Raw genomic sequence first — 25852 nt, 5'->3', positions numbered from 1 at the left:
GGTATACATGCTTACGTCAGAAGAGATCAGGGCCTTAAGGGAGCAACACTATAACGCCACGCTGACTGAAATCCAGGAACTGAATCCCGAACTCTGGATCATCCGGGTGAAACCGGACGAAGAACTTCCGCCGTACAAGCCCGGTCAGTACACCACGCTCGGCCTGGGTGACTGGGAACCCACCAACGATCCCGAACACAACGAGGACGTTAACGAGAACCTCAAGACGAAACTCGTCCGCCGCGCCTACTCCATGTCTTTTCCCATGTACGAGGACGATCCCCGCCAACTGATGGATCCGGCGGACATGGACTACTACGAGTTCTACATCACGCTCGTGGCCCGCGACGGCGAAGAAGGCCAGGACCCCTCCCTCACGCCGAGGCTGTGGATGCTGAAGGAAGGCGACCGCCTTTGGATGGGGCCGAAGGTGACCGGCCACTACACGCTGGAACACGTTGGTCCGGACGACCAGGTCATCTTCGCCGCGACCGGCACCGGCGAAGCGCCCCACAACTGCATGATCGCCGAACTGATGCGCAACGGCCACAAGCCGGAGATTATTTCGGTGGTGTGCGTGCGATACGCCCGGGACCTGGGTTACCAGTCCACCAACGAGCGCCTGGAACACCTTCATCCGAACTACCATTACATCACGCTGACCACCCGGGAAGCCCACAACCTAAACCGCAAGGTGTATATACAGGATCTGGTCAGCACCGGGGAGTTGGAGGATCATACCGGGATCGCCCTGGATCCTGAAAGGACCCACGTGTACATCTGCGGAAACCCCGACATGATCGGCGTGCCCAACTATACCAGGGAGGGCGACAAGTCGTACCCCTCGCCCACCGGCATGGTGGAATTGCTGGAATCCCGTGGATTCAAGGCGGATCATCGCAGGGACAAGGGCAACATTCACTTCGAGGAATACTGGTAGTCCACGGTCCGGCTCGTCGGGTCGCATCCTGAATGACGAAGAGGACGAAGAGGCCGCCATGCAAACACTGACGCTGGATGCGGAGGGCAAACCCGAGGTATCCAGCGGACCCGTACCCGCCTGCAACGACGAGGACGTACTGGTCAAGGTGCGGGCATGCGTGCTGTCGCGCCGGAGTGCCGTGGATAGCGGGGCCGATCCGTCATCCACCGCCAACGGCGCCCACGGAGCCATCAGCCGGAGCTTCACGGGCATTATCGAGTCCACCGGTCGGCTTGTGGATATGCCCGGCGGGCGCGTGGATTCACTCGGCCGGGGCGACCGGGTCGTTGCCTGTCACACCGACGGCGGCTTTTCGGAGTATCGCAGCGTGCCGGCGAACCAGGCCGTAAAGTTGCCGCAGGGCGTCAGTTACGAAGAAGGCGCCATCGCCGGCCTTATGCCGACGGTGCTCAAGGGCATGGAACGGGCCGGGGTGGAGGGCAGCACCGTTTTCGTAAGCGGCGCTGGGACCACCGGGTTGCTGGGCACGCAGGTGGCGTCCATATCGGGCGCCGCGGCCGTGATCGTGTCGGACCTGCACGCGAAACGTCTGCAGCGGGCGGCGGATACCGGCGCGGACACCCTGATCAATGCCTCCACGGAGGACGTCCATCGGCGTGTCATGGACCGGACCGCCGGCCAGGGTGCGGACGTCAGCCTTGAATGTGCCGGCAACGGGACGTCCTTTGCCCAGTGCGCGGACGTGCTGCGGCCGGGCGGGAAGCTCGTCGTCCTGAAAGCCGATACCCACACCGTATCCATCGACATGCGGGAATGGTCGGAGCGATCCCTGCAGCTGATCATGGGCCGCGAACAGCCCTTCGAAACCCCCTACCTGGTGGACCGGGGGCTGAAACTCGTGGGCATCGGCGCCGTCAGGCTGCGTCCCCTGCTGACCCACGTATTCCCCGCACACCGCGCCGCCGAAGCCCTCGAACTGATCAACGGCCATCCTGACCTGGTGGTCGAAGTCGCGCTGATTTGGGGGTAGGGACCGACCGGGTCCAGCGGCCTGTAGTGCTTGACACGCACGCTTCCGTGTTCCAACTTCAAGCCGCCGGTAATGGACCATGAGATCTGCCGAAAGGATTTGAACGCACTTTGTCATCGGAAATCAGTATCCTGAATCTGATTCTGGATTCGGGCGCCGTCGCCAAGACCGTCATTGTCGTTCTCCTGATGTTCTCCATCGTTACGTGGGCGATCATGGCGGAGCGCTGGCGGTACTTTCGCCGGGCCCAGGCGCAGTCGGGGGAATTCCTCGCGTTCTTCCGGTCGGAGCGCAACTACAACCAGGTTTACACCGCCGCCTCGAAGTGGCCGTTCAGTCCCGCCGCCGCGGTGTACCGCGAGGTATACGAGAAGCACGCGCCGGCGTTTCCGCTTCCGGCCGGTCAGGAAGACCAGACGGACCGGTCGAATGTAGTCGACCAGGACCTGGTGGAATCCGTCTATCGCGATCTGCGGCTGGCCGCCCACCGGGAACTGGCCCGGTTCGAACAACGGCTTCCCCTGCTGGCCACCGCCGGAAGCGTGTGCCCGTTTCTCGGCCTGTTCGGAACGGTGTGGGGCGTCATGACCGCCTTTCTGGACATCAGTACCCAGGGATCCACCAACATCGTGGTCGTGGCGCCCGGGATCGCGGAAGCCCTGATTACGACGATCGCGGGCCTGGCCGTGGCGATCCCGGCCATGGTGGCGTACAACTACTTCGTGCAGCGGTCGCGGGTACTGGGCCTGGAACTCGAGGACCTGGCCACCGCGGTCCTGAACATCCTCCAGTTGCGGAACTTCGCGGGGAGGCCATGAATTCCTTTGATTTCAACGGCGCGGGTTCGCCCCGCGTCCTTTCGGAAATCAGGGTCACGGCGCTGGTCGACGTCATGACCGTGCTCCTGATCATCTTCATGATCACCACGCCGATGATCCAGAGCGGCGTCCAGGTGGATCTGCCCCGGTCGAGCGCGGCCGCGCCGGATCTCGGGGAGGGCCTCGTCATCACGATAACGAGCGAAGGGTCGCTCTACCTTGAAGACCGGCTGCTTTCAATCGCCCAGTTCGACGGGGTGTTCGGGGAGATTTTCGAGGATCAGCAGCACAAGCCGGTGTTTATCCGCGGAGACGAACAGGTGCCCTACGGCGCCGTCATTGGCGTACTGGATAAACTCAAGCAGCACGGCGTAACGCAGATTGGCCTGGCGACCAGTCTGAGGCCTTCACGATAATGGCGCGCATGATCTGGGCTTCCGGATTCCTGCATATCGCGGTGATCGCCGGGTTGATCGGTGTGAATACCTGGTGGTCCCCGCAGGCGTCGTCGCTGGACCAGCAGGTCTACCGGGTCGATCTCGTAACGCTGAACGAAAGCCCGCCGGTCCAACGTCCGCCCGCGGTCGACGAGGCGTATGAAGTCGTCTCGAAGAAGGAGGCCGCCGCGCCACAGGAGGAGGCGAACCTGGCGTTGGAACGGACGCCGCGCCTGGTCTCCGAAGAACCGGACCCCGCACCGGAAGCGCCGCAGACCTTCGAGACCGATTCCCCGGAAATCCGCCTGGACGAGAGGAACTTCGAATACCCGTACTACCTGGGCATGATGCAGCGGAAGATCCAGCAGCATTTCAACGTGCCCAGGATGCTCGGTGTCACCCAACTCGAGACGGTCATCTATTTCCGCGTAGTGCGGTCCGGCCGGATTACCGGCGTCGTCATGGAGCGTTCGTCTTCTAACGCGGTCTTCGACCTGGCGGCGCAACGGGCGCTGAACGCGGCCGATCCGCTGCCGCCGCTGCCGGAAGGCTACAGGAAGGCCTACCTGGGCGTGCACTTCGCCTTCCAGTACGCGTTGTAAACATGCAACGAACGCACTGTGAAGCAGCAACGAACGCACTGTGAAGCAGCAACGAACGCACTGTGAACCCGGGGACATGATCGGATCACAGCTTGGAAGGCCTGAAATGAGAAAAAAGCGATGTGGCTGGCCGATGAGGATCCTGCTGGCGGCCTGCGTCCTGCCCCTGCTCGGCGTGCAGCCGGCGTCGGGTCAGGACGAGGTCAATCTCAGCGTGCAGGCCCGCGTCTCCCCCCGCATACCGATCGCCTTCAAGCCCTTTGTCCCCCGGGACGGAACGGCCTTCGCCGCCGCCGTGCAGGACACCGTCAACCAGGTGCTCATGCGGGACCTGTCGTTCTCCGGCGTATTCGCCGTGCGGGACCTTTCCATCCCCGCCAGGGTAGGAACGGACGAAGACGCCCCGGTGCTGACGGGCAGCGCCGGCGACACCACCTACGTGTTCATGGACGCCGCCGGAGAAGTGGACCTCGAGCTGCTGCGTAAGCTGTCCGTGCAGGTCATGGTGTCGGGGACGTACGAAGTAACGGGATCCCGGGTGGAAATGTCCTTGCGTCTTACCGACCTGGGCACCCGGCGGACGATCATGGAAAAGGGGTACGCCGCCTTCGACCTGACCCTGAGAAGAATCGTGCATCTCATGGCCGACGACATCGTGTTCCAGCTGACCGGGGACCGGGGCACCGCCCAGACCCGCGTCGTCTTTGTTTCCCAGCGCAGCGGCGCCCCGGAACTGTACATATCGGATTACGACGGTTTCAACCTCCGACAACTGACCCGGGACGGCGCACGGAAATACTCGCCGAACTGGTCGCCGGACGGCACCAGGATCGCCTACACGTCCTACCGGGACGGCCCCCACGAACTGTATATCCTCGACCTGCGGAGCGGGGAAACCCGCAAGATCCCCTTCGGCGGGAGAACGGTGCTTTCGCCGCGCTGGTCGCCGGCCGGCCGCCACCTGATCCTGAGCCTGGTCACGGAGGGAGTTTCCAGGCTGTACATCAGCACGCTGAACGGGAGCCGGCTGGTACCGCTGGCGACCGGTTACGGGATCAACGTTTCACCGTCCTGGTCACCGCGGGGCGACCAGGTGGTATACATGTCGGACCGATTGACTCAAAAGCACCTGTACGTTATAAATATAGATGGCTCGAACGACCATCGCATCACCTTCGAGGGCGGATATAACGGATCGCCGGCGTGGTCCCCCCGGGGCGACCGTATCGCCTTTGTGGGCGGTGATCTGGCGACGGGTAGGCGGGGAGGACCCCGGCGGGTCTTCAATATCTACACCTGCGACGTCAACGGCAGCAACCTGGTGAAACTCACGGGCGTCCGCGGGCCGGAAGGAGACAACGTGAACCCGACCTGGTCCCCGGACGGACTGCACATTCTCTTCAGTTCGGACCGCGCCCGCAGCGGCGAGTACCATATCTACCGGATGTCCTGGAACGGAGGCGACGTCCATCCCGTTATCACAGAAGGCAACAACCGGCAACCCGGCTGGGGACCCAGGCCCGAATGAACCGGCAACCGGGCCGGGGACCCAGGCCCGAATGAAATCGGAGCGGATCGAGCGGAAATGAAAGGCAGAAACCTGAAACCCCACGGCCGGTGCCTGGTGCCGGTGATCTTCTTCCTGGTCGTTACCGGCGCATGCGGCGTCCAGTCCGACCTGACCAACCTGAAGAACGACACGACGCACCTGCGAGCCCAGATGCAGGTCATGCGCGAGGAGATCGCCCTTCAGGAGGACATCGACTCCCTGAAAGTGCACATCGTGCGCCTGGAAGCCCTCGTGCGGGACCAGACGGACGAGTTGCTGCGCATGCGGGCGGACATGGGACAGCGGGTCGGCGCCCTCGAAAACCAGTTGCAGGTCCTGACCACGCGCATCACGGAAAGCGACCGGCAGTTTTCGGCCCTGGTGCGCAGGATGGAAAGCCTGCAAGTCCAGCTGAGCGCGCCGGCAGGTCCGGACACGTCCGCGGCTCAGACCGGGTCCTTCGATCCGGGTGAACTGTACGACCTGGCGCTGAGGGACTACCAGCAAGGCAACTACGACGTGGCGGTCCGGCAGTTTACCCTGTACATCGAGTACTTCCCGGATTCGGACCTGGCCGACGACGCGCGGTTCTATATCGGCGACTGCTACTATACCCAGAGCCTCTACACCCAGGCGCTCGATGCCTACGAGATGCTGTTGGACGAGTATCCGGACGGCAACAAGGTGCCGGCTACCCTGTTGAAGATCGCCTTCATAAAGGTGGCCCGGAAGGAACCTTCCGAGGCCCGGTCCTTCCTGGAACGGGTAATCGGTGAGTTTCCCGATTCGGAGGAGGCCCAGCTCGCGAGGATGAGACTGGACCTGATGCCGGAAGACTGAGGAAGACGGACTTTTTGCTTTACTTTCTCAACCAAATGGGGATTTTAAGTGTGGATGTGCCGGTTTGACCCCGCATCGAAAACACGGTGAGGTCGAGAAGGTGTCCACACACCTGCCAATCAGTGATGGATGAGTAACGCACCCATGTGAAAGGAGTGCTTTTATGAAAAGATGGCGTAGCACGTATTCGATCCTGGCGCTCTGTGTGATGGTCACCGCTCCCGCGTGGATGGGTGCCGCCTGTGCCAGGGGCCCGTCCGCGGAGGAACTGGCCGCGATGGAGGCCGCTCGTCAACAGGCCATAGCGGATTCGCTCAGAGCGGTACGCGCTGAGGAAGAAGCCCGCCTCGCAGCTGAGGAAGAAGCCCGTCGCCTGGCCGAAGAGCAAGCCCGTCTGGCGGCCGAGGAAGAAGCCCGTCGCCTGGCCGAAGAGGAAGCCCGCAGGGCTGCCGAGGCCCGGCACCAGGAGATGATGTCCCTGTCCACCGTCTACTTCGACTACGACATGTCGAACATCCGGGAAGACCAGCGTACGGCCCTGGACGAGAACGCCCGCAAGTTGCGGGAGTACCAGCCCGAAGACAGCGTGGTGGTCGAGGGCCACTGCGATGAACGGGGTACGATCGAATACAACCTGGCGCTGGGCGAGCAGCGTGCCCAGGCGGTCAAGACCTACCTCTCCGATGCCGGCGTGGCTGAAGACCGGATCGAAACCGTCAGTTACGGTGAAGAACAGCCGGCGGTCATGGGTGGCGACGAAAGTGCCTGGTCGCAGAACCGGCGCGCAGAGTTGAAGCGCAACTAGGCGTTTTTGGTATCACCCGTACCGATAGAGGACTGGGGCGGCCGCAAGGTCGCCCCTTTTTCGTTTGACCCCGGGAAATGGATTCCGGTTTTCATAAATCAGGTGGATGTACGGGCCAGACCGGCTTACTGTAAAAAAACATTGAAAGATGAAGCGGAAATCAATATACTTTGCCGCTCAGGATGAAACAGATGTTAAGCGTAAAAGGGCCAGACCGGCCGGATCCATACAGGATGTAAACGCCAACTTATGGGGAAGGAGTTCTGCATGAAGCGATGGAGCAATACGGCATCGGTACTGGCGCTCTGTGTGCTGGTCGCCGCTCCCGTGTGGATGGGCGCTTGCTGCGCCGTTACCCGGGGACCTTCCGCGGAGGAACTGGCCGCGATGGAGGCGGCGCGTCAACAGGCGATCGCGGATTCGATCAGGGCGGTACAGGCTGAAGAGGAAGCCCGCCTGGCGGCCGAGGCGGAAGCCCGGCGCATAGCCGAAGAGGAAGCCCGTCTGGCGGCCGAGGAAGAAGCCCGGCGCATGGCCGAAGAGGAAGCCCGAAGGGCGGCCGAGGCCGAGGCCCTGCACCAGGAGATGATGTCCCTGGCTACCATCTACTTCGACTACGACCGGTCGGACGTCCGGGAGGACCAGCGTTCGGTCCTGGATGAGAACGCCCGCAAGCTGCGGGAGTACCAACCGGAAGACAGGGTGGTGGTCGAAGGCCATACCGATGAACGGGGCACGATCGAATACAACCTGGCGCTGGGTGAACGTCGCGCCGAGGCGGTCAAGGCGTACCTCGTGGATGCCGGCGTGGCGGAAGACCGCATCGAGACTGTCAGTTACGGTGAAGAGCGGCAGTCGGTCACGGGCAGTGATGAAAGCGCGCTGGCGCAGAACCGGCGCGTGGATCTGAGGCGCCAGTAGGTTTCCCGCATCACCCGTACCATTACAGGAAAGGGGCGGCCATAGAGGTCGCCCCTGTTTTTTTTAGGGCTCCCCGAGAAACGGTTTCCAGTTTTCATAAATCATGTTGTGGATGGCCTCTTCCGGAAATACGGGCAGGGACGTGTTCCGTACGACGTCGTTCACCTTCCACTGGCCCGCTATGACCTGCGCCGGCGTGGCGGAAGGAAAGTCGGAACCGAAGATCAGCTTGTGCTCCACGCCGTACTCCAGGGCGGACATGAAGGCCATGTAATGGCGAAGCGGACGGTAGTGCAGGGCCGATATGTCCGCGTATAGATTCGGATGCTTCCGGATCAGCACCACGCATTCGTCCTCCCACGGGTGCCCCATGTGGGCGATCATCATCCGAAGGTCCGGGCAGGCCACCGCGATGTCCTCCAGCTGGATCGGATTGGCCCACTTGAGGGGTCCCGGCCGCACGAAGGAAGTGCCCTGGTGCCAGATCACGGGGATGTCCAACGCTTCCGCCTTCTTGAACAGGGGAAGATGGACCGGGTCCTGCGGGTCGAAGTGCTGGTAGATCGGCGCGACCTTCAGCCCGCGCAGGCCGAGTACGTCGACGTTGTATTCGAGCTGTTCGACGGCGTCTTCGTCGTTCGGGTCGACGGAACACCAGCCGATGAACCGGTCCGCGTGTTCCGCCACGAAGCCGGCCACGAGCTCCTGGGGCACGTCCATCCCGCAGTAGGGCGCCTTCAGCCCGAACACCACCACCTTGTCGCAGTCTTCGGTTGCCTTCAGCAGCGTTTCGGGCGTGGAATCGAAAGCATTCTTGTACCGGTCCTCGTGGCCGGCGAAGTAGACGTCCTCGGACAGCCTCATCTTGGCCTTCTTGGCGGCGTAGGCGAATTCCACGAACTCATCGGACATATGGTCAGGATACCACATCAGGTTGGTATGGATGTCGACTAGCATGGATGGCCTTCCCCGGGGGTGGCGTGAAAGTTGTCGTCGAATACGCTCGCGCGGATCATGTCCGCGGCTTCTTCCAGGTCGAAACAGGCGGGATCGACGGGGATCCCGGCATCGTCGACCGCGGCCAGCAGGTCGCACAGCCCGGGCCGTCCCTGCTGACCTGACGCTCCGGACCGCCCGGACCGTCCCCGAGGCCGCGCGTTGTCGCCGTCCTTTCGGGCGAACAGGCGGACCGGCGTGGTATCCGCCGTGATACCGCCGTTTTCCATGACCAGGATCCGGTCCGCCAGCCGGGAGATCAGGTCCATGTCATGAGTGATCAGGAAGAGGGTCGTCCCCTTCGACTTGCAGTCCCTGAAAATCGCCTCGACCTGGCGTATACTTTGCGGATCGAGTCCGGACGTGGGCTCGTCGAGCGCGAGGACGGAAGGCGCCATGGACAGGATCCCGGCGATGGCAGCCCGGCGTTTCTCACCGCCGCTCAGCGACAGGGGATGCCGGTGTGAAAACCGGCCGGGGTCCAGGCCGACTTGTTCGAGCGCCCGGTTGACCAGTTCCGGGATTTCTGATGCCGAAACACCCGTCTGCCGGGGACCGAAGGCCACGTCATCGAACACGGTTTCCTCGAACAACTGGGCCTCGGGAAACTGGAAAACCAGTCCCACCTTCTGACGCAGCTTCCGCAGGTCGGTCTCCGCTGACGACACATCCTCCCCCTCGACGCGAACCGTACCCGAATCCGCCTTCAACAGGCGGTTGAGGTGCTGAATCATCGTGGATTTTCCCGATCCGTTCGGCCCGGTCAGCGCGACGCACTCCCCGGGAAGCACCTGTACGTTCACTTCGCGCAACGCGGGGATCTCCAGGTTCGTGCCGGGAGAGTAGGTATGGCTCACCCGGTCGAATGCGATGGTGGGCGGCGTGGACGGTGACATAGCGGGATTCGCATTCGGCGCCGACAATGCCGGACGGACATCGCCCGGTAGCGAGCCGTCCTGCCGGAGGGTCGCCGGCGACTCGGGCCCTCCGGGCGAATCGAGCGCACTGTGCGACCCGGGCGCCCTGTCGGCAAGCCACTGCACCAGGGGCGCCGTATGGACGATGCTGGCCGGCACCGCAACGCCGCGCGTGCGCAGGGCGTCCGCCAGCCGTTTGGCCAGCGGCGCGTCGAGCCCGTGCGCCGCGAGCCGGTCGGATTCCCGGTATACCTCCTCCGGCGTTCCCTCGACGGCGACGTTCCCGTCCACCACCAGCGCGATACGGTCCATCCGGACGGCTTCCTCCGGCGACTGCGAAATGAAGACCACGCTTAACCGATATTCCTCGACGATCGACAGGAGCAGGTCGAGAATGTCCTGCCGGTCGCCCGGGTCCAGTGACGAGGTGGGCTCGTCGCAAATGAGGTATCGGGGCCGCATGGACGCCACGGCGGCGATAGCCAGACGTTGTTTCTCGCCGCCGGACAGCCTGTGGGGAGGATATCGGCGGTACTTCTCCAGGTTGAATCGGCTTAAGGCCCACCCGACGCGGTCGTGGATCTCCGGGGAAGGCAGACCGAGGTTCTCCAGGCCGAAGGCCAATTCCCGTTCCACCGTGGTGGAGACCAGTTGATTGTCCGGGTTCTGGAAGATCATGCCGGCCCGTTGGTGGACCGGCCATTTGTTCACCGGATCCGCCGTGTCCAGACCGTCCACAAGGACCCGGCCGGACCGGGGCACGATCAACCCGTTGAGGCAACGGGCGAGTGTGCTCTTGCCCGAACCGTTGGGTCCGATCACGGCCAGGCTTCCGGAATCGCCGATCTCCAGGGACAGGCCCCTCAGCGTGGGAACCTCGTCCCCCGACGGGAGATGGTAGCTGAAGGATACGTCCTCGGCGACGATCACAGGAGATCGTCCAGGTCCATGCGTCCGGCGGCATCGTGGACGGCCGCGTATACCACGGCGAGCGGGACCCCCGCCTTCAACGCGGCCTGATGGCAGTCCTCGTACTCGGGGGTGTAACGCGTGGCGTCCCCCTGCCAAACGACTTTGATCCGGATCGCGCCGAAGGAGGTCTCTATCCTGGTCTCGCGACGAGGCAACACGCTCCGGGAGACGGGGTAGCTCCTGAGGCCGATTGTTGTCGTTTCCGAGAAAATCACCTCGGTCAGCCGGCCAGCCAGTGCAGCGGGCGCCAGCACGGTGAGCAGCGCGCCCGGTCTGCCCTTCTTCATGATCACGGGCGTGAGAAAGGCGTCCAGCGCGCCGGCGTCGAGCAGCAGGTCCAGGACATGGCCGTAGAACTGCGGATTCATATCGTCGATCTGTGTTTCCAGGACCTGCACGGACTCCCCGTCGCCGACCTGGGCGACTTCCCCCATGTGGGCGACTTCCCCCATGTGGGTGACTTCCCCCAGGCACAGCCGCACCCTGTTTCCATCACCACGGTCGTCGTCGTTGCCGCTACAGCCCACCGACCGCAGCGTGAAACCGGACTTTTTCATCGATCCCGCGGAAAGCGCGGTCAAAACGGCGCATCCCGCCAGATCGACGGGGGCGTGGTCTACCGGCCGCACGGTTGCGCCCCGCATCAGGGCGGCGAGCAGTGGAGGCGTAGCATCGATGCCCGTGGCAAAGGGGAGCGCCTCGTGGAAGAGGGTATCGATCCCGAGAAGATGAAGGGCGTTGCAGAGGGCGAGGATACGCATTGCCGCGTTGCGGCCGCCCAGTGCTTCCACCGACGGCGCGTGTCCAGGAGCGTGTTCCGGCGTGTGGTCCTGTGCCTGGTCCTGTGCCCCCCAGAGATCATTCACGTTCTGCTCGAGATGGTCCGTAACCCGGCCGATGAGCGCGCCGGCCGGCGTCCCCGCTCCCCCGTCCGGGATGGCCCGGTAGGTCTCGGGAACGGAAGTTTCGTCGCAGGACAGGGAGGCGAAAGTCACCCTCGTCCCGTCTACCCGCTCCGTGGCGACGTTGATCTCACAGTCCACGCCATGGTGGCGTTTCAAGGCCGCTGCGATCTCCTCGCGGTCCGATCCCGCGTCGATCAGCGCCCCGAGCAGCATGTCCGCCGTAAAGCCGGATAACTGGTCGAAATACCCCGCCACCGCCATTGGACCCGCCGTTCTATTCGTGCTTCCGGTTGATGAGGCCCGCCGCGTACCCGGCGTTGAACCCGCCATCGATGTTCACCACCGTGACACCCGAGGCACAGCTGTTCAGCATGGCCAGGAGGGCCGCCAGCCCGTTGAAACTGGCGCCATACCCCACACTGGTCGGCACGGCGATCACCGGCCTGGAGACCATCCCCCCGACCACACTGGGCAGGGCGCCTTCCATACCCGCCACGACGATAAGCACCGACGCGTTCATGATGGCCTCGCGATGGGCAAACAGGCGGTGGATGCCGGCCACGCCCACGTCGAAAACGCGTTCGACCCGGTTGCCCAGGACCCGGGCGGTTACCGCGGCCTCTTCGGCCACGGAAATATCGCTCGTACCCGCCGAAACGACCAGGACATCGCCGATGCCCTGGTCCTGCCAGTCATCCTGGACCACGATCGCCCGGGCCGCCTCGTGGTACACGGCCGAAGGACACCGCGCCGTCACGGCTTCGTGCATGGCCGGGGTCGCCCGCGTGGCGAGCAGGTCGTTTCCCGAGGCGACGATGCGCTCCGCGATCGAGGCCACCTGTTCCGCGGTCTTCCCCGTACAGAAGATCACCTCGGGGAACCCGCACCGCAGCGCCCTGTGATGGTCCACCCGCGCGAACCCGAGGTCTTCGAAAGGCATGGATCGAAGCCGCGTGGAAGCCTCGTCCACCGGCAGTTCCCCCGAACGGACCTGTTCGAGCAACGATTTGATCTGCGATTCGTTCACGGGCTATTCACCGTCCAGGACTTCGATGCGCGCGCCCGAAGCATGGCGCTCCTGCTGCAGGCGGGCCGCCACTGCCTCCGCGTCGCGCATCACGCGCAGCACGTTGCCTCCGAGGATCTTCATGATGTCTTCGTCCGCGTATCCCCGCCGGACCAGTTCGACCGTCAAATTGGGATAGGTGGAGACGTCCTCCAGTCCCACCGGGACCGTGGTAATGCCGTCGTAGTCCCCGCCGATCCCGATGTAGTCTATGCCGATCACCTGCCGGATGTGGTCGATATGGTCGGCCACCTGGGCGACGGTGGCGCGGGGCGTGGGATTGGCCTCGTTCCAGGCGGCTATGCCTTCCGCCACCGATTCATCCGTACTGCCCGGCATCGCCGCGAGCGCCTCGCGTTCCTCGTTGCGTTTCACGCCGTGCAGGCGGGTTTCTTCCGAGATGTAGCCCGGTACGAAGGTGACCATGATCACGCCGCCGTTTTCGGCCAGGCGCGCCAGGACATCGTCAGGGACATTGCGCACGTGATTGCACATGGCGTAGGACGAGGAATGGGTGAAGATGACCGGGGCCACGGTCACGTCCAGGACGTCCCCCATGGTCGCCAGGGAAACGTGGGACAGGTCCGCCAGCATGCCCAGGCGGTTCATCTCCCTGATCACCTCTTTCCCGAATTCAGAAAGGCCGCCGACCCCCACGGTGTCCGTGGCCGAATCAGCCCAAGGTATGTTGCGGCTGTGGGTCAGGGTCATGTACCGGACGCCCAGCTTGTGGAACATGCGAAGCGCACCGAGGGACGAATCGATGGAATGGCCCCCTTCGATGCCTATCATGGACGCGATCCTGCCCGCCGCGAAGGCTGCTTCCACTTCATCGGCCGTAGTGGCCAACTGAAACGTGTCCGGGTACCGCTCGATCATCTCGTACACGATGTCTATGGCTTCCATGGTAGCCCGCGTCGCCTCCCTGCCCTGCATGGAAACAGGTACGTAGACCGACCAGAACTGCGCGCCCACCATGCCCTCGCGCAGGCGAGGGATGTCGGTATGGAAATCGGGCTGGGGCCGATCGAGATCGATGGACCACACGTCCCGGTTCGCCTTCCTGCGGATCTGCCAGGGCAGGTCGTTGTGGCCGTCGATCAGCGGGACTTTTGCATGCAATGCCTTCGCGCGTTCGACCGGATCCTCAGGCAGAGGTTCTTCCGCCGGCGTGCACGCGGCGGTCACCGCGATGAAACAGAGACTGGTCAGCAGCAGGGCGAGTGAGTGCATGGTTCCTCCGGGGTGAAGCCATGAATGTTAGGTGTCTGTCCGTATCAGGAGGCGGGTTGGATTCCCGTGGTGGCAGGCAATAACACCTATAAAAGCGGATCCTGTCCTCATTTAGCCAATCACATCTAAAATTAACGATATTCGGGTCAGGGCAAGGGATATTTAGGCGTTCCGGCCAGGGGAATCCCGCAGGTTGCAGGGTCCGCGATGACCTGTCCGGACGGAATCGGATCCGCATCGAATCACCATCGAACCTCCATCGAATTCTCATATTGCCAATCCCGCCGCCCCGGTTTACTTTTCTCTGGTCGCAATCACCCGATATCCCCATCCGAAGGAGTCCGCATGGCTGGTTTTACTATCCTCGCGCCCGGTAATCCAGATAACCCCGGCCCCAATCAATATATACGTGATGAACTGAAAACCATTGGCGCCGAGCTCAAGATCCGGCCCTACAGCACGCTCAAGGAAATGCTCGAGGACGCCCGGGAAGTGGACGGGTTCACCCAGGGCGGTCTCACGTACAATAGAGAAGTCGTCGAAGCGCTGCCCGAACGCATCCGTGTGGTCGGCGCGGGCGGGATCGGCGTGGATTTCATCGACGTGGAAGCGGCCACGGAACGGGGCATCATCGTCTACAACATCCAGCGGGTATTCGAACGGGAAGTCGCCCAGCACGCCATGATGCTGCTGCTCGCCTGCGCCCGGCGGCTGATGATCATCAACCGGTCCATGATGGAAGGCACCCCCGTCAGCCGCGGTACGATACAGCCGATCTATGAGCAGACGCTGGGCCTGGTTTCCTTCGGGAACATCGGCCGGGCCATGGCGAAGATCGCCGACGGATTCGATCTCCGCGTCATCGCCTGCGACCCCTTCGTCACGCAGGCCGATGCCGACCCCTGGGGCGTGACCATGGTGGACCAGGAAACGCTGTTCAGGGAGTCGGACTTCGTTTCCTGCCACGTGCCCCTGGGACCGGGAACCCACCATCTCATCGGGGAGCAGGACTTCCGAAACATGAAGCCTTCCGCCTACTTCATCAATACGGGCCGGGGCAAGGTCGTGGACGAGCAGGCGCTGATCCGGGCCCTGCGGGAAGGCTGGCTCGCCGGCGCGGGGCTGGACGTGCAGGAGCAGGAGCCGCCCGCCCCGGACAACCCGCTGCGGTCGATGGAACAGGTGGTCCTCACGCCGCACTACGCTTCGGCTTCAGTGCGGGGCGGCATCGAGCGTTTCAAGAAAGCCGGCCGGCAACTGGTCAGCATCCTCAGCGGCCGCTGGCCCGAAGACGGTCTCGTAAACCCCGCCGTGAAGCCGCTCGCCGCCGAAAAGTGGGGCATGCCCGCGGAATAAGCGGGTGAACGGCGGCGGAAACGCCATGGGGCCAGGATTCGGATTTTCGGATTCGCCATGTTCTACGATACCGTGATCTTCGACGCGGCGGGTACGCTGATCGGCCGGGATTCCCCCGATTTTTTCGAGGAGTTCTTCGTTGTCGCGGCGGGTGAGCTCGGAGCCGCGATCACGCTCGACCAGGTGAAGGCGGCGCTTTCGAAGTCCATGGAGGAACCCCGGTTCCACAAGCGCGACGGCCGCATGAGCACGCCGGAGCAGACGCGGCGGTACTTTGTCGATCTCTACGCCCATGTCTTCGAAACGGCGGGTATCGGGGGCGACCTGGTGCCCGGATTGCAGCAGTACTACGACCGGTTTCAGGACGGCAGGTATCTCGAGGTGTACGAGGACGTCCGGCCCACGCTGGAAAAACTGAAGGACCGTGGCTTGCGCCTCGGCGTGCTGTCGAACTGGTCAGAACACCTCTCCCACGTGCTCAAGCGGCACGACCTCGACAGGTATTTCTCCTTTCTCGTGGTTTCCGCCGAAGCGGGTTGTGAAAAACCCGACGAGCGGATATTCCGCATGGCCATAGATCGCGCGGAAGCGCCGGTCGACCGGATTCTTTACATCGGGGACTATCCGGAGGAGGACATCCTGCCGGCCGAGCGCGTCGGCCTGGACGCCCTGCTCATCGACCGGTACGAGAAGTACGGCCGCTATCGTCTGCCTTCCATCCGGCAGCTGACGGACGTCCCCGGGCTTCTGGGCATAGCATGAATGACGCATCGTGAATGACACGTCGTGAACGAGGACGAACCATGAGCAACCAACCGATCCGCGTCGGCGTGGTGGGTGTGGGACGCGGGAAGAGCTTCGCACAGAGCGCGTCCGGCGCCGTGGGCATGGAACTCGTCGCACTGTGCGATATCTGGGAGGAGCGGTTGCGCGAGTTGGCCGGCGAACTTTCCGTCGCCGCGTACACCGATTACGACGCGTTCCTCGCCCACGACATGGACGCCGTGGTCCTGGCCAACTACTTCCACGAACACGCGCCGTTCGCCATAAAGGCCCTGCGGGCCGGCAAGCACGTCATGAGCGAGACCGCCTGCAACGGCACGCTCGCCGAAGGGGTTGCCCTCTGCCGCGCGGTGGAGGCGTCCGGCCGGATCTACATGCTGGCCGAGAACTATCCCTATACCGTGTTTAACCAGGAAATGCACCGGCTCTACCGCGAGGGAGAGATCGGCGAAGTCACCTACGCCGAGGGAGAGTACAACCACCCCATGTCCCGGGACGCGAGCCTGCGCATATCGCCGGGATTCGACCACTGGCGGGCGTGGATTCCCTCAACTTATTACTGCACCCACGCCCTCGCGCCCCTGGTATATATCACCGACACGCGGCCGGTCGGTGTGAACGCCCTGGCCATCGCCCGGCCCGAGCGCACCCTCACCCTCAGGAGGGGTGATCCGGGGTCCGTCATCCTCTGCCGCATGGACAACGGCGCGGTCTTCCGGCTCTTCGGACTCGGCCTGCCTGGCCACAGCAACTGGTACCGCCTGCACGGCGAACGCGGCGCCATGGAGATCACCAGGGGACCGGGGTACTTCGGACCGGGAGAGGTGCGGGTGTGGCATGAGCCGTGGCACCTGGAGCCCGGGGAGGAGGCGGAACGGGTCTACCAGCCGGACTGGCCGGAGCACGGCGACCTCGCCCGCAAGGCCGGCCACGGCGGAGGCGATTTCTGGACCAGTTTCCATTTCGCCCGGGCCATCCGTTCGGGCGAGCAGCCCTTCCTGGACGTATACCGCGGCGTGGCCATGTCGTCGGTGGGCATCCTGGCCTGGAAGAGCGCGCTGGAAGAAGGCCGTCCCTTCGACGTGCCCGATTTCAGGGACGAGGCCGCCCGGAAAACCTGGGAGAACGACCACTGGTCGCCCTGGCCCGAACATGCCGGTCCGGGACAGCCACCGCCCAGCATTCTGGGCCGTCGCGAGCCGGATCCGGAGCACATCCCATACGCCCGCCGCATATGGAAGGATACGGGTTACGAAGGGTAAAAAAGGCTTGCGTTTCGAGGGTCCGTCCGGTATTTTACGACGGCTTTGGAGGAACGCGACCCCATCGTCTAGCCTGGCCAAGGACACCGCCCTTTCACGGCGGCAACACGGGTTCAAATCCCGTTGGGGTCATATCACTTAAACGGAAGTGGCAGAGGGGGTTGCGTGCATGCGCAGTCCCCTTTTTTGCATTATGTGCTGACCGGTTCATGCATTCCGTGCCGTCCGGTTCATGCATTCCGTGCCGTCCGGCAGCCGGTTTAATGGTCGAAGGGAACGACCCGGATGACTTCGATGGTCCCGGCCGGGGTGAATTGCCAGACCGCGACGAAACCCGTGGCAAGATCGCCGTTCTCGTCCCAGTCCAAGGGCATGGCCGCGCCTTCGTAGTTGATTGCGCCGCCTTCTCCCAGGACGCGCAACCCGTTCGCGATGCTGCTCACCTCGGCAATCACGAGTTCGCCGGGCGGTTTCCCGATCGTTCGCAGCTGGTCCCGGATGGCCGCGCCCTCCAGCCTGCCTGCCGCCTGGGTCGCCAATGCCAGCGCCACGGTCGCGTCATAGGTCTGTTTTACGTAGGGGAAAGGCGGAGGGTTGCTGCCGAAAGCGCTTTTATACCCGTCCTCCCAGGCGATCGCCGAAGGCGTGTCCTGCGCGGAACCGGGCGATGTACCGATCATTCCGGCAAGGTGCTCGGGACCGATGGATCGGATCAGGTCCAGGCTGCGACCAGTGGGGCCGAAGACAAAAACATCGTAGAGGCCGAGGTCCAGCGCTTCGCGCACGATGGTTTCCTGCTGAGGTTGAAAGGCAAGGACGATCAGTGCCTGCGTGTCTTCAAGGACGCCCTTGCTTTCTCTAAGCTCCTCCACGAGGGTCGTCTTTTCGGGATCCGCCGCGACCCGGATGAGCTTGCCTTCCCAGGCATTCTCGAATGCGTCCGCGATGCCCCGGCCCCAGACGTCGTCCCGGTAAATCATGCCCACGTTTCCGTATCCCAATTCCAGTGTGATCTTCGCGAGGACCGGCCCCTGGTCGAGGTCGGACAGGGTGGTGCGAAACAGGAAATCGTTGTCCGCGGCATTCGTGAGCATGGGAGAAGAAGAGGCTGGAGAGATCATTGGAATGCCGGCATCCGCGACCACTTCGTCCACGATGGCAAGCGTCGAGGAACTCGCCCAGGCGCCTACGATCGCGTGGACGCCCTCCTTTTCGATAAGGTCCATCGCCTCGGATACCGCGGTTTCGGCGTCCAACTCCGTATCGGCCACCAGGCCCTCGACCGGTTCCCCGAGCACACCTACCTCGTTGACATGCTCGATCGCCATTTCGAATCCCTGACGCATAAGGACGCCGTGTTCCGAACCACCTTCAGACAGATCGATCAACAGCCCGATTTTCAGCGCGGGCTGATCGACCGGCTCCGGCGGTTCCGGCGGCTCGGGCGATACCGGGTCGTCACTGCCGCACGACGACAGGAAGGTGATCATCAGGACGATCGAAAGCCAGGGCCCCCAGGAGAAGATCGATCCTCGCATTCCACGCATCTTCATGCCTCCCGCGCATTCTAGCGCATTCCATCGGGTATTCCCATGTCCGGTTGCGGGTTTCGAATCCGTGACAATGTAGATATACTGCGTACCGTTTACGCTGTCATCCCTTTTCTTATCTTTCGCACCATCAACAATTTGAGTAGCATCGGACACCGGCTTAATTGCCTTGCCGGTTCGCCGCCGGCGGAATACATTCAAACCCATGCCCGACCATACCGCCGATTCCCCGAAACCGGCTGACAACGAGGTCCCGCCTGCCCAGGTCCTCCGTCACGTCTGGGCCATTGCCTGGCCCGTCGTTGTCGCATCGCTGATCGACGCCACAGAAGGTCTTGTAGACATCTACTTCGTGGGATTCCTGGGTCCCGCGGCGATTTCCGCCATCGGCATGAGCCGGCAGATCGTATTCATCGTCATGGTCATGGCCATTTCGATCACCGGGGGGACGCGGACGCTGGTGGCCCAGTACTACGGGGCGGGCAGGCACGGCGATGTAAGCCGGACCGGCCAGCAGGCGATCCTGATGGGCACTTACATGGCCGTGGGTCTTGCGGCCATAAGTATCGTGCTCACGCGCCCCGCGCTGGTCCTGCTCGGTGCCCCGGAAGAGGTCGTTACCCATGGCATCTTCTTCCTGAGACTCTACTTCGCCGGCATGCTCTTCATGATTCTCAACTACGTGATGAGCGCCATCTTCGGCGGCGTGGGCGACACCCGCACACCGCTGAAGATCTCCGTCATCGTCATCATTGTGAAATGCGTGACCTCCTACGCGTTCATCTTCGGCGCCGGGATAGTTCCCGCACTCGGCGTGGCCGGCGCGGCCGTGGGCATGATCATCTCCCGGCTGGCGGGATGCGTCATCGGCCTGGCGATCCTGGTCCGGGGCAACGACCAGGTGCGTCTCTCGAGGAACTGGCGTATCAAACCGGACTGGAACATCATGTCGCGCATGCTCGACATCGGCCTGCCCTCCGGTGCGTCCGGCTTCTTCCGCAACGGCGCGCGCGTGCTACTGTACCGCGTCATATCGGGCGTAAGCCGTCCCACGGCCGCCATTGCGGCCCTGACGGTGGGTTTCCAGATACGCCTCTTCGCGATTATGCCCGCCCTGGCCTTCTCGGTCGCGGCGAACTCCCTGGTCGGACAGCGGCTTGGAGGCCGGCAGATCCGGTCGGCCGAGCAATACGGCGGGCAGACGATCCTGCTCTGCATGATCGTGATCGGGGCCGGTTCGGCCATGATCTGGATTTTCGCCCAGGGGATCGCGGCTGTATTCACGGCTGACGAGACGGTCCTGGGCATCAGTTCGGTCATGTTGCGTTTCTTCGCCATCGCCCAGATCTTTTCCGCCCTGTCCATCGTGGCCAGCGGCGTGCTGGCCGGCGGCGGCGAGACCCGTCCGTCCCTGTACTACACGCTCTTCTCCCAGTGGGGCATCATGCTCGTGTTTTCATACGTCCTCGCCTTCCCGCTCGGACTGGACGTAACGGGCATCTGGATCGCCTGGTTGGCCGCAGCCATATTGCAGGGCCTGCTCACGCTCAGGCGCTTCTTCAAGGGGACCTGGAAAAGGGCAGTGGTCTGAGGGTAATGCGGAAGGTAAGTCTTAGCCGCGCAGCGTCCTGATGCCTTCGGCGGCGCCGTCCGGATGCTTGAACACGGCCGTGGCGGCCACCAGGACGTTCGCACCCGCCGACACCACGTCCGGCGCGGTATCGGCGTTCACGCCGCCGTCCACCTCCAGGTCGCACGCGATCTCCCGGTCCGTCAGGGTCCTTCGAATCTCACGGATCTTCGGCAGGACGGACGGGATGAACCGCTGTCCCGAAAACCCCGGGTTGACGGACATGACCAGGACGAGATCGAGTTCGTCGATGATCCCGTCGAGGGCCTGGGCGGGCGTGGCCGGGTTCAGGGCGACCCCGGCCTGTTTGCCACGCTCCCGGACAGACTGAACCACGCGGTGCAGGTGGGCCGTATTCTCCTGGTGCACGATGATCACGTCGGCCCCGGCTTCCATGAAGGCGTCGATGTACCGGTCAGGTTCCTCGATCATCAGGTGGGCTTCCAGCGGCAGCTCCGTCAGCGAGTCGATGGCCTCCACGATAAAGGGTCCCATGGAGATATTCGGGACGAACCGGCCGTCCATGACGTCGATGTGAATCCGGTCCGCGCCCGCGCGCTCCACGGTCCGCACCTCATCGGCCAGGCGGGTGAAATCCGCCGACAGGATGGATGGAGCGATCTGGATCATGGCCCTCCCCCGGTTTTCTGCTGCTCCACGTGGCCGCCGAACTGGTGGCGCAGGGCGGAAAGCACCCGCATGGCGTAGGATTGCTCCTGCCGCGACTGGAACCGCGTGAAGAGCGAAGCCGTGAGCACGTGGGCGGGCACGTCTTCCTCGATGGCCGTCTGCACCGTCCACCGGCCCTCCCCGGAGTCCTGCACGTAACCGGAGTAAGCGGACAGGTCACGGTCTTCCCGCAACGCGATCTCCAGGAGGTCGAGCAGCCAGGAACTGACCACGCTTCCGTGGCGCCAGACTTCGGCGATGTCGTGCAGGTCCAGATCGTACCGATGGCGCGGGTCCACGCGGTCGGAACCCGACTCGCGCAGGATTTCCAGCCCCTCGGCAAAGGCCTGCATCATGCCGTATTCGATACCGTTGTGGATCATCTTGACGAAGTGCCCGGCGCCGGCAGGTCCCACGTGCACGTAGCCCCTGCGGGCCGTGGATGGGGGCGTGCCGGTAGAATCCGGTGCGCCGGTTGGATCCGACGCGGCGCCGGCGTCCTGCCCGGCGTCCTGTCCGGAACCTTGCCCGGTGTCCGGTCCGGGGCCGGGCGCCAGCGTATCGAACAGCGGGTCGAGACGCTCGACGATCTCCGCAGGTCCCCCGATAGTCATGCAATACCCCCGCTCGAGACCCCAGACGCCGCCGCTCGTACCCACGTCGACATAGTGCAGGCCCCTGGCGGACAGCCGCTCCGCGCGGGCCACGTCGTCTTTGAAGTAGGTGTTCCCGCCGTCGATGACGGTATCGCCCGGAGACAACAGTCCGGACAGTTCGTCGACGGCCCGTTCCGTGGCGTCGCCGGCCGGGACCATGACCCAGACCGACCGCGGCGGGCGGAGCGCGGTTACGAGACCGTGGAGCGTCGAAGCGCCCGAGGCGCCGGCTTGCTCCGCCAGGCCGACCGCTTCGCTGCTGTGGTCGTACACGACGACTTCGTGACCGCCGCGCAACAGCCGCCGCGTCATGTTGCCGCCCATCCGGCCAAGTCCGACCATGCCCAGTTGCATGCGATGCTCCCCGGACCCGGAGAAAGTGCGGTCCGCCCGGTCCGGCCCACCCTGGAAAGTCCGTATGTCCGTCTCGACCGGTCCGCCGGTCAGGTCACGCAAGGCGGACCGGCTGCGGCCGTTTCCGTTCGATGGCGCCGATCAGCTTCACGAAGGGATCCACGAATTTCCGCACCCCTTCTTCGACGAGTTGCTCCGCGACCCGCTCCATCGAAATCCCGGTTTTCTCCACACCGGCCATGATCGACCGGGCTTCGTCAATATCGGCCTCGAGTGTATCGGCCAGGCGCCCGTGATCGCGGAAAGCACCGAGCGTTTCATCGGGCAGGGTATTGATGGTGTTCTCCCCGATCAGTTCCTCGACGTACAGCACGTCCCGGTAATCGGGGTTCTTGGTGCTCGTGCTGGCCCACAGCAGCCGCTGCTTCCTCGCGCCCCGTTCGGCCAGCGCGGACCAGCGCTGTGACGCGAAAATCGTCTTGTACCGCTGGTAGGTCGTCTTGCCGTTTGCGATGGCGGTCTTGCCGGTCAGGTCCAGGATCGCGGCACGTACACCGGGATCGCCGGCCCGTTCCGCCCGTTCGGCCAGCAACGTGTCGACGAGTGTGTCGATTCGGCTGATGAAGAAGCTGGATACGCTCGCTATGCCGCTGATGTCTCCGCCCGCGGCAAGACGGTCCTCCAACCCGCTGATATAGGCGTCGGCCACGGCCTCGTAAACTGCCCGCGAGAACATCAGCGTCACGTTGATGTTCAACCCCTCGCCGATCAGTTGACGCACGGCCGGTACGCCGGCCTCCGTAGCCGGCACCTTGATCATGACGTTCGGGCGGTCCACGGCCTTCCACAGCCGCCTGGCCTCCTCGATCGTACCCGCGGTGTCGTCCGCCAGTTCCGGGGACACTTCCAGGCTCACGAAGCCGTCGGCGCCGCCGGTCGCTTCGTATACGCCGGCCAGGTGGTCGGCAGCTTCCCGGATGTCCGATATGGCCAGGGCCTCGTAGATCTCAAGGGCGGTCCGGCTCGCCGCCGCAAGCCGCTCGATATCGGCGTCGTAGTCCGTACTTCCCGCGATGGCCTTCTCGAAGATGGCCGGGTTCGAGGTCATGCCTTTCAGGCCGTCTTCCTCGATCAGTTTCCTCAACCGGCCGGAGTACATCAGTTCCCGGCTGATGCTGTCCAGCCAGAAACTCTGGCCGTGACGTTCGAGCTGGAGAAGCGGATTTGCCATGTCGGATTCCTTTACCAACCGCGGACTCAGGGGATCAGTACGATCTTGCCATAGGCGCCGGGTTCCATGACGGCGGTATGGCCCTGCGCCGCGTCTTCGAGCGGGAATTCCTTACCGACCACCGGCTTGAGCGTACCGTTTTGCAGTCCGGCGTACAATCCGGCGTGGATACCGACCAGATCCTCAGGAGACGCCAGCAGCAGGACCATGCCGAGGATACTGGCGTCCCGCGCCATGGCGTCCCGCGGATTGATTTCGATGACGCCCCGGTTGCCGATGACCACGACCCGGCCGCCATAGGCCAGCATGTTCAGGTCCTTGTCCAGGTTGACGTTGGCCAGCATTTCCATGATCACTTCGACCCCCAGGCCGCCGGTGAGTTCCATGATCTTGTCCGTATAGCCGGGAACGTTGTGGTCCACCACGTGATGGGCGCCCTGTTCCTCCACCAGCGCGGCGCCCTGTTCAGATCCGGCGGTACCGATGACGGTCATGCCCGCGGCCCGGGCCATCTGTACGGCCGCGATCCCTACGCCTCCGCTCGCGCCGTGCACCAGGACGGTCTCGCCCGGCTTTCCCCCGGCGCGCTGGAACAGCCCTCGCCACGCCGTCGCGTAGGGGACGTAGATCCCCGCGCCCTGCATGAAGGAAACATTGCCTGGCAGTGGATACACCTGGTCGGGCGAGCACAGGGCCTGCGACGCATAGGAACCGGTAAGAGTACCGGCCAGGTACACCCGGTCTCCGACGGAAACATGGGCCGCGTCGTCGCCCACTTCGGCTACCGTTCCGGCGCCGTCCATGCCCGGCGTGAAGGGAAGGTCGGGTTTCATGGCATAGGTGCCCGCCCGGATATAGGTGTCGACCGGGTTCACGCCGGCGGCCCGTATGTCGACCAGGATCTGTCCGGGGCCAGCCTGCAGATCCGTGCCGGTTTCGACATTCATTACCTCGGGACCGCCGAATTCGTGAATGCGTATCGCTTCCATTTGCGTCTCCTTGATGCTGATATCAGCCGCAGAGTTTTTCGATGACTTCGTAGAGAATCCTCGGACCCCGTTCCATGTTCTCCAGGGAGATCCGTTCGTCGTTGCCGTGGATACGTCTGAGCTCTTCGTCGATTAACAGAAAGGGCATGAAGCCATAGCAGTGGATCCCCAGGTCGCGGAAGTAGTGGCTGTCCGTGAAGCCGGACAGAATGTTCGGCACGACCTCCGCGCGATCGTGGTGCCTGGAAACGACCTCGCGCACCGCCTCGACCAGGGACGAATCGAAGGGCGACGACGTGTTCCCGAAGTTCAGTATGGTCTCTATCTCGATCCCGTCGTCGCCGACCACCTGTTTCAGCTCCTGGACGAAATCTTCGGGCTTTTCCCCCGGAAGCAGCCGGCAGTCCAGTTCGGCCGTCGCAGCCTGAGGTATGATATTGATTTTATCGCTGCCCTGCAACATGGTTATCGAGATGGTATTACGCAGAATCGCGGCGTGATGCTGATTGCGGAGCAGGTCCGCCAGGAAACGGCGGTCCCGGACGGACTCCCGGATATTCGCGAATCGCCGGCGGTATCCGTCTTTCTGCAGGTGGGCAATGCCTTCGAAGTACCGTTCGGCCGCGTCTGTCACCTTGATCGGAGGCGTGTAGGCCATGATAGCGCTCAAGGCGCGGATGAGCCGGTTAACGGCGGAATGAGGCTTGGGGCGAGAGCCGTGACCGGGCTCGCCGCGGGCGACCAGCCGGACCCAGCAGGGCGACTTCTCGGTGATGTCGATGGAATAGACGGCCCTGCCGTTCTCCAGGCGTCCCTTGCCGCTCTCGTTGATCAGGAATTCCGCGTCAGAGACGAGTTCCGGGCGGTTCCGTGTAATCCACCGGGCGCCGGCCGATCCGCCGGCCTCTTCGTCGGCGGTGACGAGAAAGATCACGTCCCGCTTCAATGGAAAGCGGTTCCGGTGCAGCGCGAGGAAGACCACAAGCTCCGCGATGCCCAGGTTCTTCATGTCGAGGGCGCCGCGACCCCATATGTAGCCGTCCCTGACCTCGCCGCCGAAGGGGTCGACGGACCAGTAACGGCGGTCGGCGGGAACCACGTCGCTGTGACTCAGCAGCACCACGGCCCGCTTCGAACCGTCCCCTTCCAGCCGCGCGTAGAGATTGGAGCGTCCCGGTGCGGACTCGTAAACCTGGCAGTCGATGCCTTCTTCGGAGAGGATGCGGCTGAGAAAGGCGGTCGCGCGATCCTCGTTCCCGGGGGGATTCGTCGTGTCGATGCGCAGGTACTCGCCCAGCAGTTGTACGGCTTCCCGTCCCATCGCGTTCCAGTCCAATG

General features: G+C 63.6%; 24 protein-coding genes and 1 tRNA gene. 14 read left to right on the top strand and 11 right to left on the bottom strand.

Translation table 11 applies throughout. The features are described 5' to 3' along the window. The first annotated feature begins 7 nt into the window (after positions 1-7). From OXH56_11800 to pal (OXH56_11760), 9 genes are all read left to right on the top strand, one after another. Positions 8-940, top strand: a complete 933-nt coding sequence (locus OXH56_11800) for a ferredoxin--NADP reductase (protein MCY3555988.1) — start codon at positions 8-10, stop codon at positions 938-940. Positions 941-998: 58 nt separating this feature from the next. After that, positions 999-1973, top strand: coding sequence for a zinc-binding dehydrogenase (locus OXH56_11795; protein ID MCY3555987.1), 975 nt, complete (start codon positions 999-1001; stop codon positions 1971-1973). Between the two features lie 110 nt (positions 1974-2083). Then, the gene (locus OXH56_11790; GenBank protein ID MCY3555986.1) at positions 2084-2791 is read left to right on the top strand and encodes a MotA/TolQ/ExbB proton channel family protein; all 708 of its coding nucleotides are present in this window, start codon (positions 2084-2086) and stop codon (positions 2789-2791) included. Further along, a complete protein-coding gene (locus OXH56_11785) occupies positions 2788-3207 on the top strand; it encodes a biopolymer transporter ExbD (protein MCY3555985.1) in 420 nt (139 codons plus the stop codon). The genes OXH56_11790 and OXH56_11785 overlap by 4 nt, the downstream gene beginning before the upstream one ends. After that, positions 3207-3830 carry an energy transducer TonB gene (locus OXH56_11780; protein MCY3555984.1) on the top strand — a complete coding sequence of 208 codons (624 nt, stop codon included), beginning with the start codon at positions 3207-3209 and terminating at the stop codon, positions 3828-3830. The genes OXH56_11785 and OXH56_11780 overlap by 1 nt, the downstream gene beginning before the upstream one ends. Before the next feature lie 106 nt (positions 3831-3936). Continuing rightward, a complete protein-coding gene (locus OXH56_11775) occupies positions 3937-5358 on the top strand; it encodes a hypothetical protein (GenBank protein ID MCY3555983.1) in 1422 nt (473 codons plus the stop codon). A gap of 57 nt (positions 5359-5415) precedes the next feature. Further along, positions 5416-6219: a tol-pal system protein YbgF gene (ybgF, locus tag OXH56_11770; protein ID MCY3555982.1), complete on the top strand. Its 804-nt coding sequence runs from the start codon at positions 5416-5418 to the stop codon at positions 6217-6219. Between the two features lie 163 nt (positions 6220-6382). Then, the gene (gene pal, locus OXH56_11765) at positions 6383-7024 is read left to right on the top strand and encodes a peptidoglycan-associated lipoprotein Pal (protein ID MCY3555981.1); all 642 of its coding nucleotides are present in this window, start codon (positions 6383-6385) and stop codon (positions 7022-7024) included. 267 nt (positions 7025-7291) lie between these two features. Further along, positions 7292-7945, top strand: a complete 654-nt coding sequence (gene pal / locus OXH56_11760; protein ID MCY3555980.1) for a peptidoglycan-associated lipoprotein Pal — start codon at positions 7292-7294, stop codon at positions 7943-7945. 63 nt (positions 7946-8008) lie between these two features. Here pal (OXH56_11760) and OXH56_11755 read toward each other — a convergent pair whose 3' ends face one another. Genes OXH56_11755 through OXH56_11735 form a run of 5 tightly spaced genes read right to left on the bottom strand, consistent with a single transcriptional unit; the run spans position 8009 to position 14034 of the window. Then, a complete protein-coding gene (locus OXH56_11755; GenBank protein ID MCY3555979.1) occupies positions 8009-8902 on the bottom strand; it encodes an amidohydrolase family protein in 894 nt (297 codons plus the stop codon). Further along, entirely contained in the window at positions 8896-10788 is a 1893-nt protein-coding gene (locus tag OXH56_11750) for an energy-coupling factor transporter ATPase (GenBank protein ID MCY3555978.1), read from the bottom strand. Before OXH56_11750 ends, OXH56_11755 begins: the two co-directional genes overlap by 7 nt. Continuing rightward, positions 10785-11996, bottom strand: coding sequence for a DUF111 family protein (locus OXH56_11745; GenBank protein MCY3555977.1), 1212 nt, complete (start codon positions 11994-11996; stop codon positions 10785-10787). Before OXH56_11745 ends, OXH56_11750 begins: the two co-directional genes overlap by 4 nt. 13 nt (positions 11997-12009) lie before the next feature. Next, entirely contained in the window at positions 12010-12762 is a 753-nt protein-coding gene (gene larB, locus OXH56_11740; protein MCY3555976.1) for a nickel pincer cofactor biosynthesis protein LarB, read from the bottom strand. Positions 12763-12765: 3 nt separating this feature from the next. After that, positions 12766-14034 carry a dipeptidase gene (locus tag OXH56_11735; GenBank protein MCY3555975.1) on the bottom strand — a complete coding sequence of 423 codons (1269 nt, stop codon included), beginning with the start codon at positions 14032-14034 and terminating at the stop codon, positions 12766-12768. Positions 14035-14379: 345 nt separating this feature from the next. On the opposite strand from OXH56_11735, the gene OXH56_11730 reads away from it, so the two are divergent. The 4 genes from OXH56_11730 (at position 14380) to OXH56_11715 (ending at position 17567) form a co-directional block, all read left to right on the top strand. Then, positions 14380-15390, top strand: a complete 1011-nt coding sequence (locus OXH56_11730) for a C-terminal binding protein (protein ID MCY3555974.1) — start codon at positions 14380-14382, stop codon at positions 15388-15390. A gap of 57 nt (positions 15391-15447) precedes the next feature. Continuing rightward, positions 15448-16152, top strand: a complete 705-nt coding sequence (locus OXH56_11725) for an HAD-IA family hydrolase (GenBank protein MCY3555973.1) — start codon at positions 15448-15450, stop codon at positions 16150-16152. Between the two features lie 41 nt (positions 16153-16193). Next, positions 16194-17435 (top strand): Gfo/Idh/MocA family oxidoreductase, encoded by a 1242-nt coding sequence (locus OXH56_11720; protein MCY3555972.1) that lies wholly within the window; start codon positions 16194-16196, stop codon positions 17433-17435. 57 nt (positions 17436-17492) lie between these two features. Further along, positions 17493-17567, top strand: a tRNA-Glu gene (locus tag OXH56_11715). 128 nt (positions 17568-17695) lie between these two features. Here the strand turns inward: OXH56_11715 and OXH56_11710 are convergent. After that, the gene (locus OXH56_11710; protein MCY3555971.1) at positions 17696-18982 is read right to left on the bottom strand and encodes an ABC transporter substrate-binding protein; all 1287 of its coding nucleotides are present in this window, start codon (positions 18980-18982) and stop codon (positions 17696-17698) included. Between the two features lie 208 nt (positions 18983-19190). Between OXH56_11710 and OXH56_11705 the strand changes: the two genes are divergently transcribed. Then, the gene (locus OXH56_11705) at positions 19191-20576 is read left to right on the top strand and encodes an MATE family efflux transporter (GenBank protein ID MCY3555970.1); all 1386 of its coding nucleotides are present in this window, start codon (positions 19191-19193) and stop codon (positions 20574-20576) included. A gap of 21 nt (positions 20577-20597) precedes the next feature. Here the strand turns inward: OXH56_11705 and rpe are convergent, their stop codons facing one another. From rpe to OXH56_11680, 5 genes are all read right to left on the bottom strand, one after another. Beyond that, positions 20598-21245 (bottom strand): ribulose-phosphate 3-epimerase, encoded by a 648-nt coding sequence (rpe, locus tag OXH56_11700; protein MCY3555969.1) that lies wholly within the window; start codon positions 21243-21245, stop codon positions 20598-20600. Continuing rightward, a complete protein-coding gene (gene gnd / locus OXH56_11695) occupies positions 21242-22294 on the bottom strand; it encodes a decarboxylating 6-phosphogluconate dehydrogenase (GenBank protein MCY3555968.1) in 1053 nt (350 codons plus the stop codon). The genes rpe and gnd overlap by 4 nt, the downstream gene beginning before the upstream one ends. A gap of 94 nt (positions 22295-22388) precedes the next feature. Further along, positions 22389-23525 carry a transaldolase gene (gene tal, locus OXH56_11690; GenBank protein ID MCY3555967.1) on the bottom strand — a complete coding sequence of 379 codons (1137 nt, stop codon included), beginning with the start codon at positions 23523-23525 and terminating at the stop codon, positions 22389-22391. A 26-nt stretch (positions 23526-23551) separates the two neighbouring features. Next, positions 23552-24514 carry an NADPH:quinone reductase gene (locus OXH56_11685; GenBank protein MCY3555966.1) on the bottom strand — a complete coding sequence of 321 codons (963 nt, stop codon included), beginning with the start codon at positions 24512-24514 and terminating at the stop codon, positions 23552-23554. 22 nt (positions 24515-24536) lie between these two features. Further along, positions 24537-25850, bottom strand: coding sequence for a M20/M25/M40 family metallo-hydrolase (locus OXH56_11680; GenBank protein MCY3555965.1), 1314 nt, complete (start codon positions 25848-25850; stop codon positions 24537-24539). Positions 25851-25852: the final 2 nt, after the last annotated feature.

The organism is Gemmatimonadota bacterium (assembly GCA_026702745.1).
Lineage (GTDB): Bacteria > JAAXHH01 > JAAXHH01 > JAAXHH01 > JAAXHH01 > JAAXHH01.
Note: the sequence above shows the minus strand (reverse complement) of the source record. Positions and strands in the feature narration are given on the sequence as shown.

Bases quoted from the DNA above. Each gene is read 5' to 3' on its own strand.
- pal (MCY3555980.1), top strand. From the start codon at position 7,292: ATGAAGCGATGGAGCAATACGGCATCGGTACTGGCGCTCTGTGTGCTG.
- OXH56_11795 (MCY3555987.1), top strand. From the start codon at position 999: ATGCAAACACTGACGCTGGATGCGGAGGGCAAACCCGAGGTATCCAGC.
- OXH56_11725 (MCY3555973.1), top strand. From the start codon at position 15,448: ATGTTCTACGATACCGTGATCTTCGACGCGGCGGGTACGCTGATCGGC.
- ybgF (MCY3555982.1), top strand. From the start codon at position 5,416: ATGAAAGGCAGAAACCTGAAACCCCACGGCCGGTGCCTGGTGCCGGTG.
- OXH56_11780 (MCY3555984.1), top strand. From the start codon at position 3,207: ATGGCGCGCATGATCTGGGCTTCCGGATTCCTGCATATCGCGGTGATC.
- OXH56_11710 (MCY3555971.1), bottom strand. From the start codon at position 18,982: ATGCGTGGAATGCGAGGATCGATCTTCTCCTGGGGGCCCTGGCTTTCG.
- OXH56_11720 (MCY3555972.1), top strand. From the start codon at position 16,194: ATGAGCAACCAACCGATCCGCGTCGGCGTGGTGGGTGTGGGACGCGGG.
- OXH56_11800 (MCY3555988.1), top strand. From the start codon at position 8: ATGCTTACGTCAGAAGAGATCAGGGCCTTAAGGGAGCAACACTATAAC.
- rpe (MCY3555969.1), bottom strand. From the start codon at position 21,245: ATGATCCAGATCGCTCCATCCATCCTGTCGGCGGATTTCACCCGCCTG.
- OXH56_11775 (MCY3555983.1), top strand. From the start codon at position 3,937: ATGAGAAAAAAGCGATGTGGCTGGCCGATGAGGATCCTGCTGGCGGCC.
- gnd (MCY3555968.1), bottom strand. From the start codon at position 22,294: ATGCAACTGGGCATGGTCGGACTTGGCCGGATGGGCGGCAACATGACG.
- OXH56_11735 (MCY3555975.1), bottom strand. From the start codon at position 14,034: ATGCACTCACTCGCCCTGCTGCTGACCAGTCTCTGTTTCATCGCGGTG.
- tal (MCY3555967.1), bottom strand. From the start codon at position 23,525: ATGGCAAATCCGCTTCTCCAGCTCGAACGTCACGGCCAGAGTTTCTGG.
- OXH56_11755 (MCY3555979.1), bottom strand. From the start codon at position 8,902: ATGCTAGTCGACATCCATACCAACCTGATGTGGTATCCTGACCATATG.
- OXH56_11705 (MCY3555970.1), top strand. From the start codon at position 19,191: ATGCCCGACCATACCGCCGATTCCCCGAAACCGGCTGACAACGAGGTC.
- pal (MCY3555981.1), top strand. From the start codon at position 6,383: ATGAAAAGATGGCGTAGCACGTATTCGATCCTGGCGCTCTGTGTGATG.
- OXH56_11745 (MCY3555977.1), bottom strand. From the start codon at position 11,996: ATGGCGGTGGCGGGGTATTTCGACCAGTTATCCGGCTTTACGGCGGAC.
- OXH56_11730 (MCY3555974.1), top strand. From the start codon at position 14,380: ATGGCTGGTTTTACTATCCTCGCGCCCGGTAATCCAGATAACCCCGGC.
- OXH56_11785 (MCY3555985.1), top strand. From the start codon at position 2,788: ATGAATTCCTTTGATTTCAACGGCGCGGGTTCGCCCCGCGTCCTTTCG.
- OXH56_11685 (MCY3555966.1), bottom strand. From the start codon at position 24,514: ATGGAAGCGATACGCATTCACGAATTCGGCGGTCCCGAGGTAATGAAT.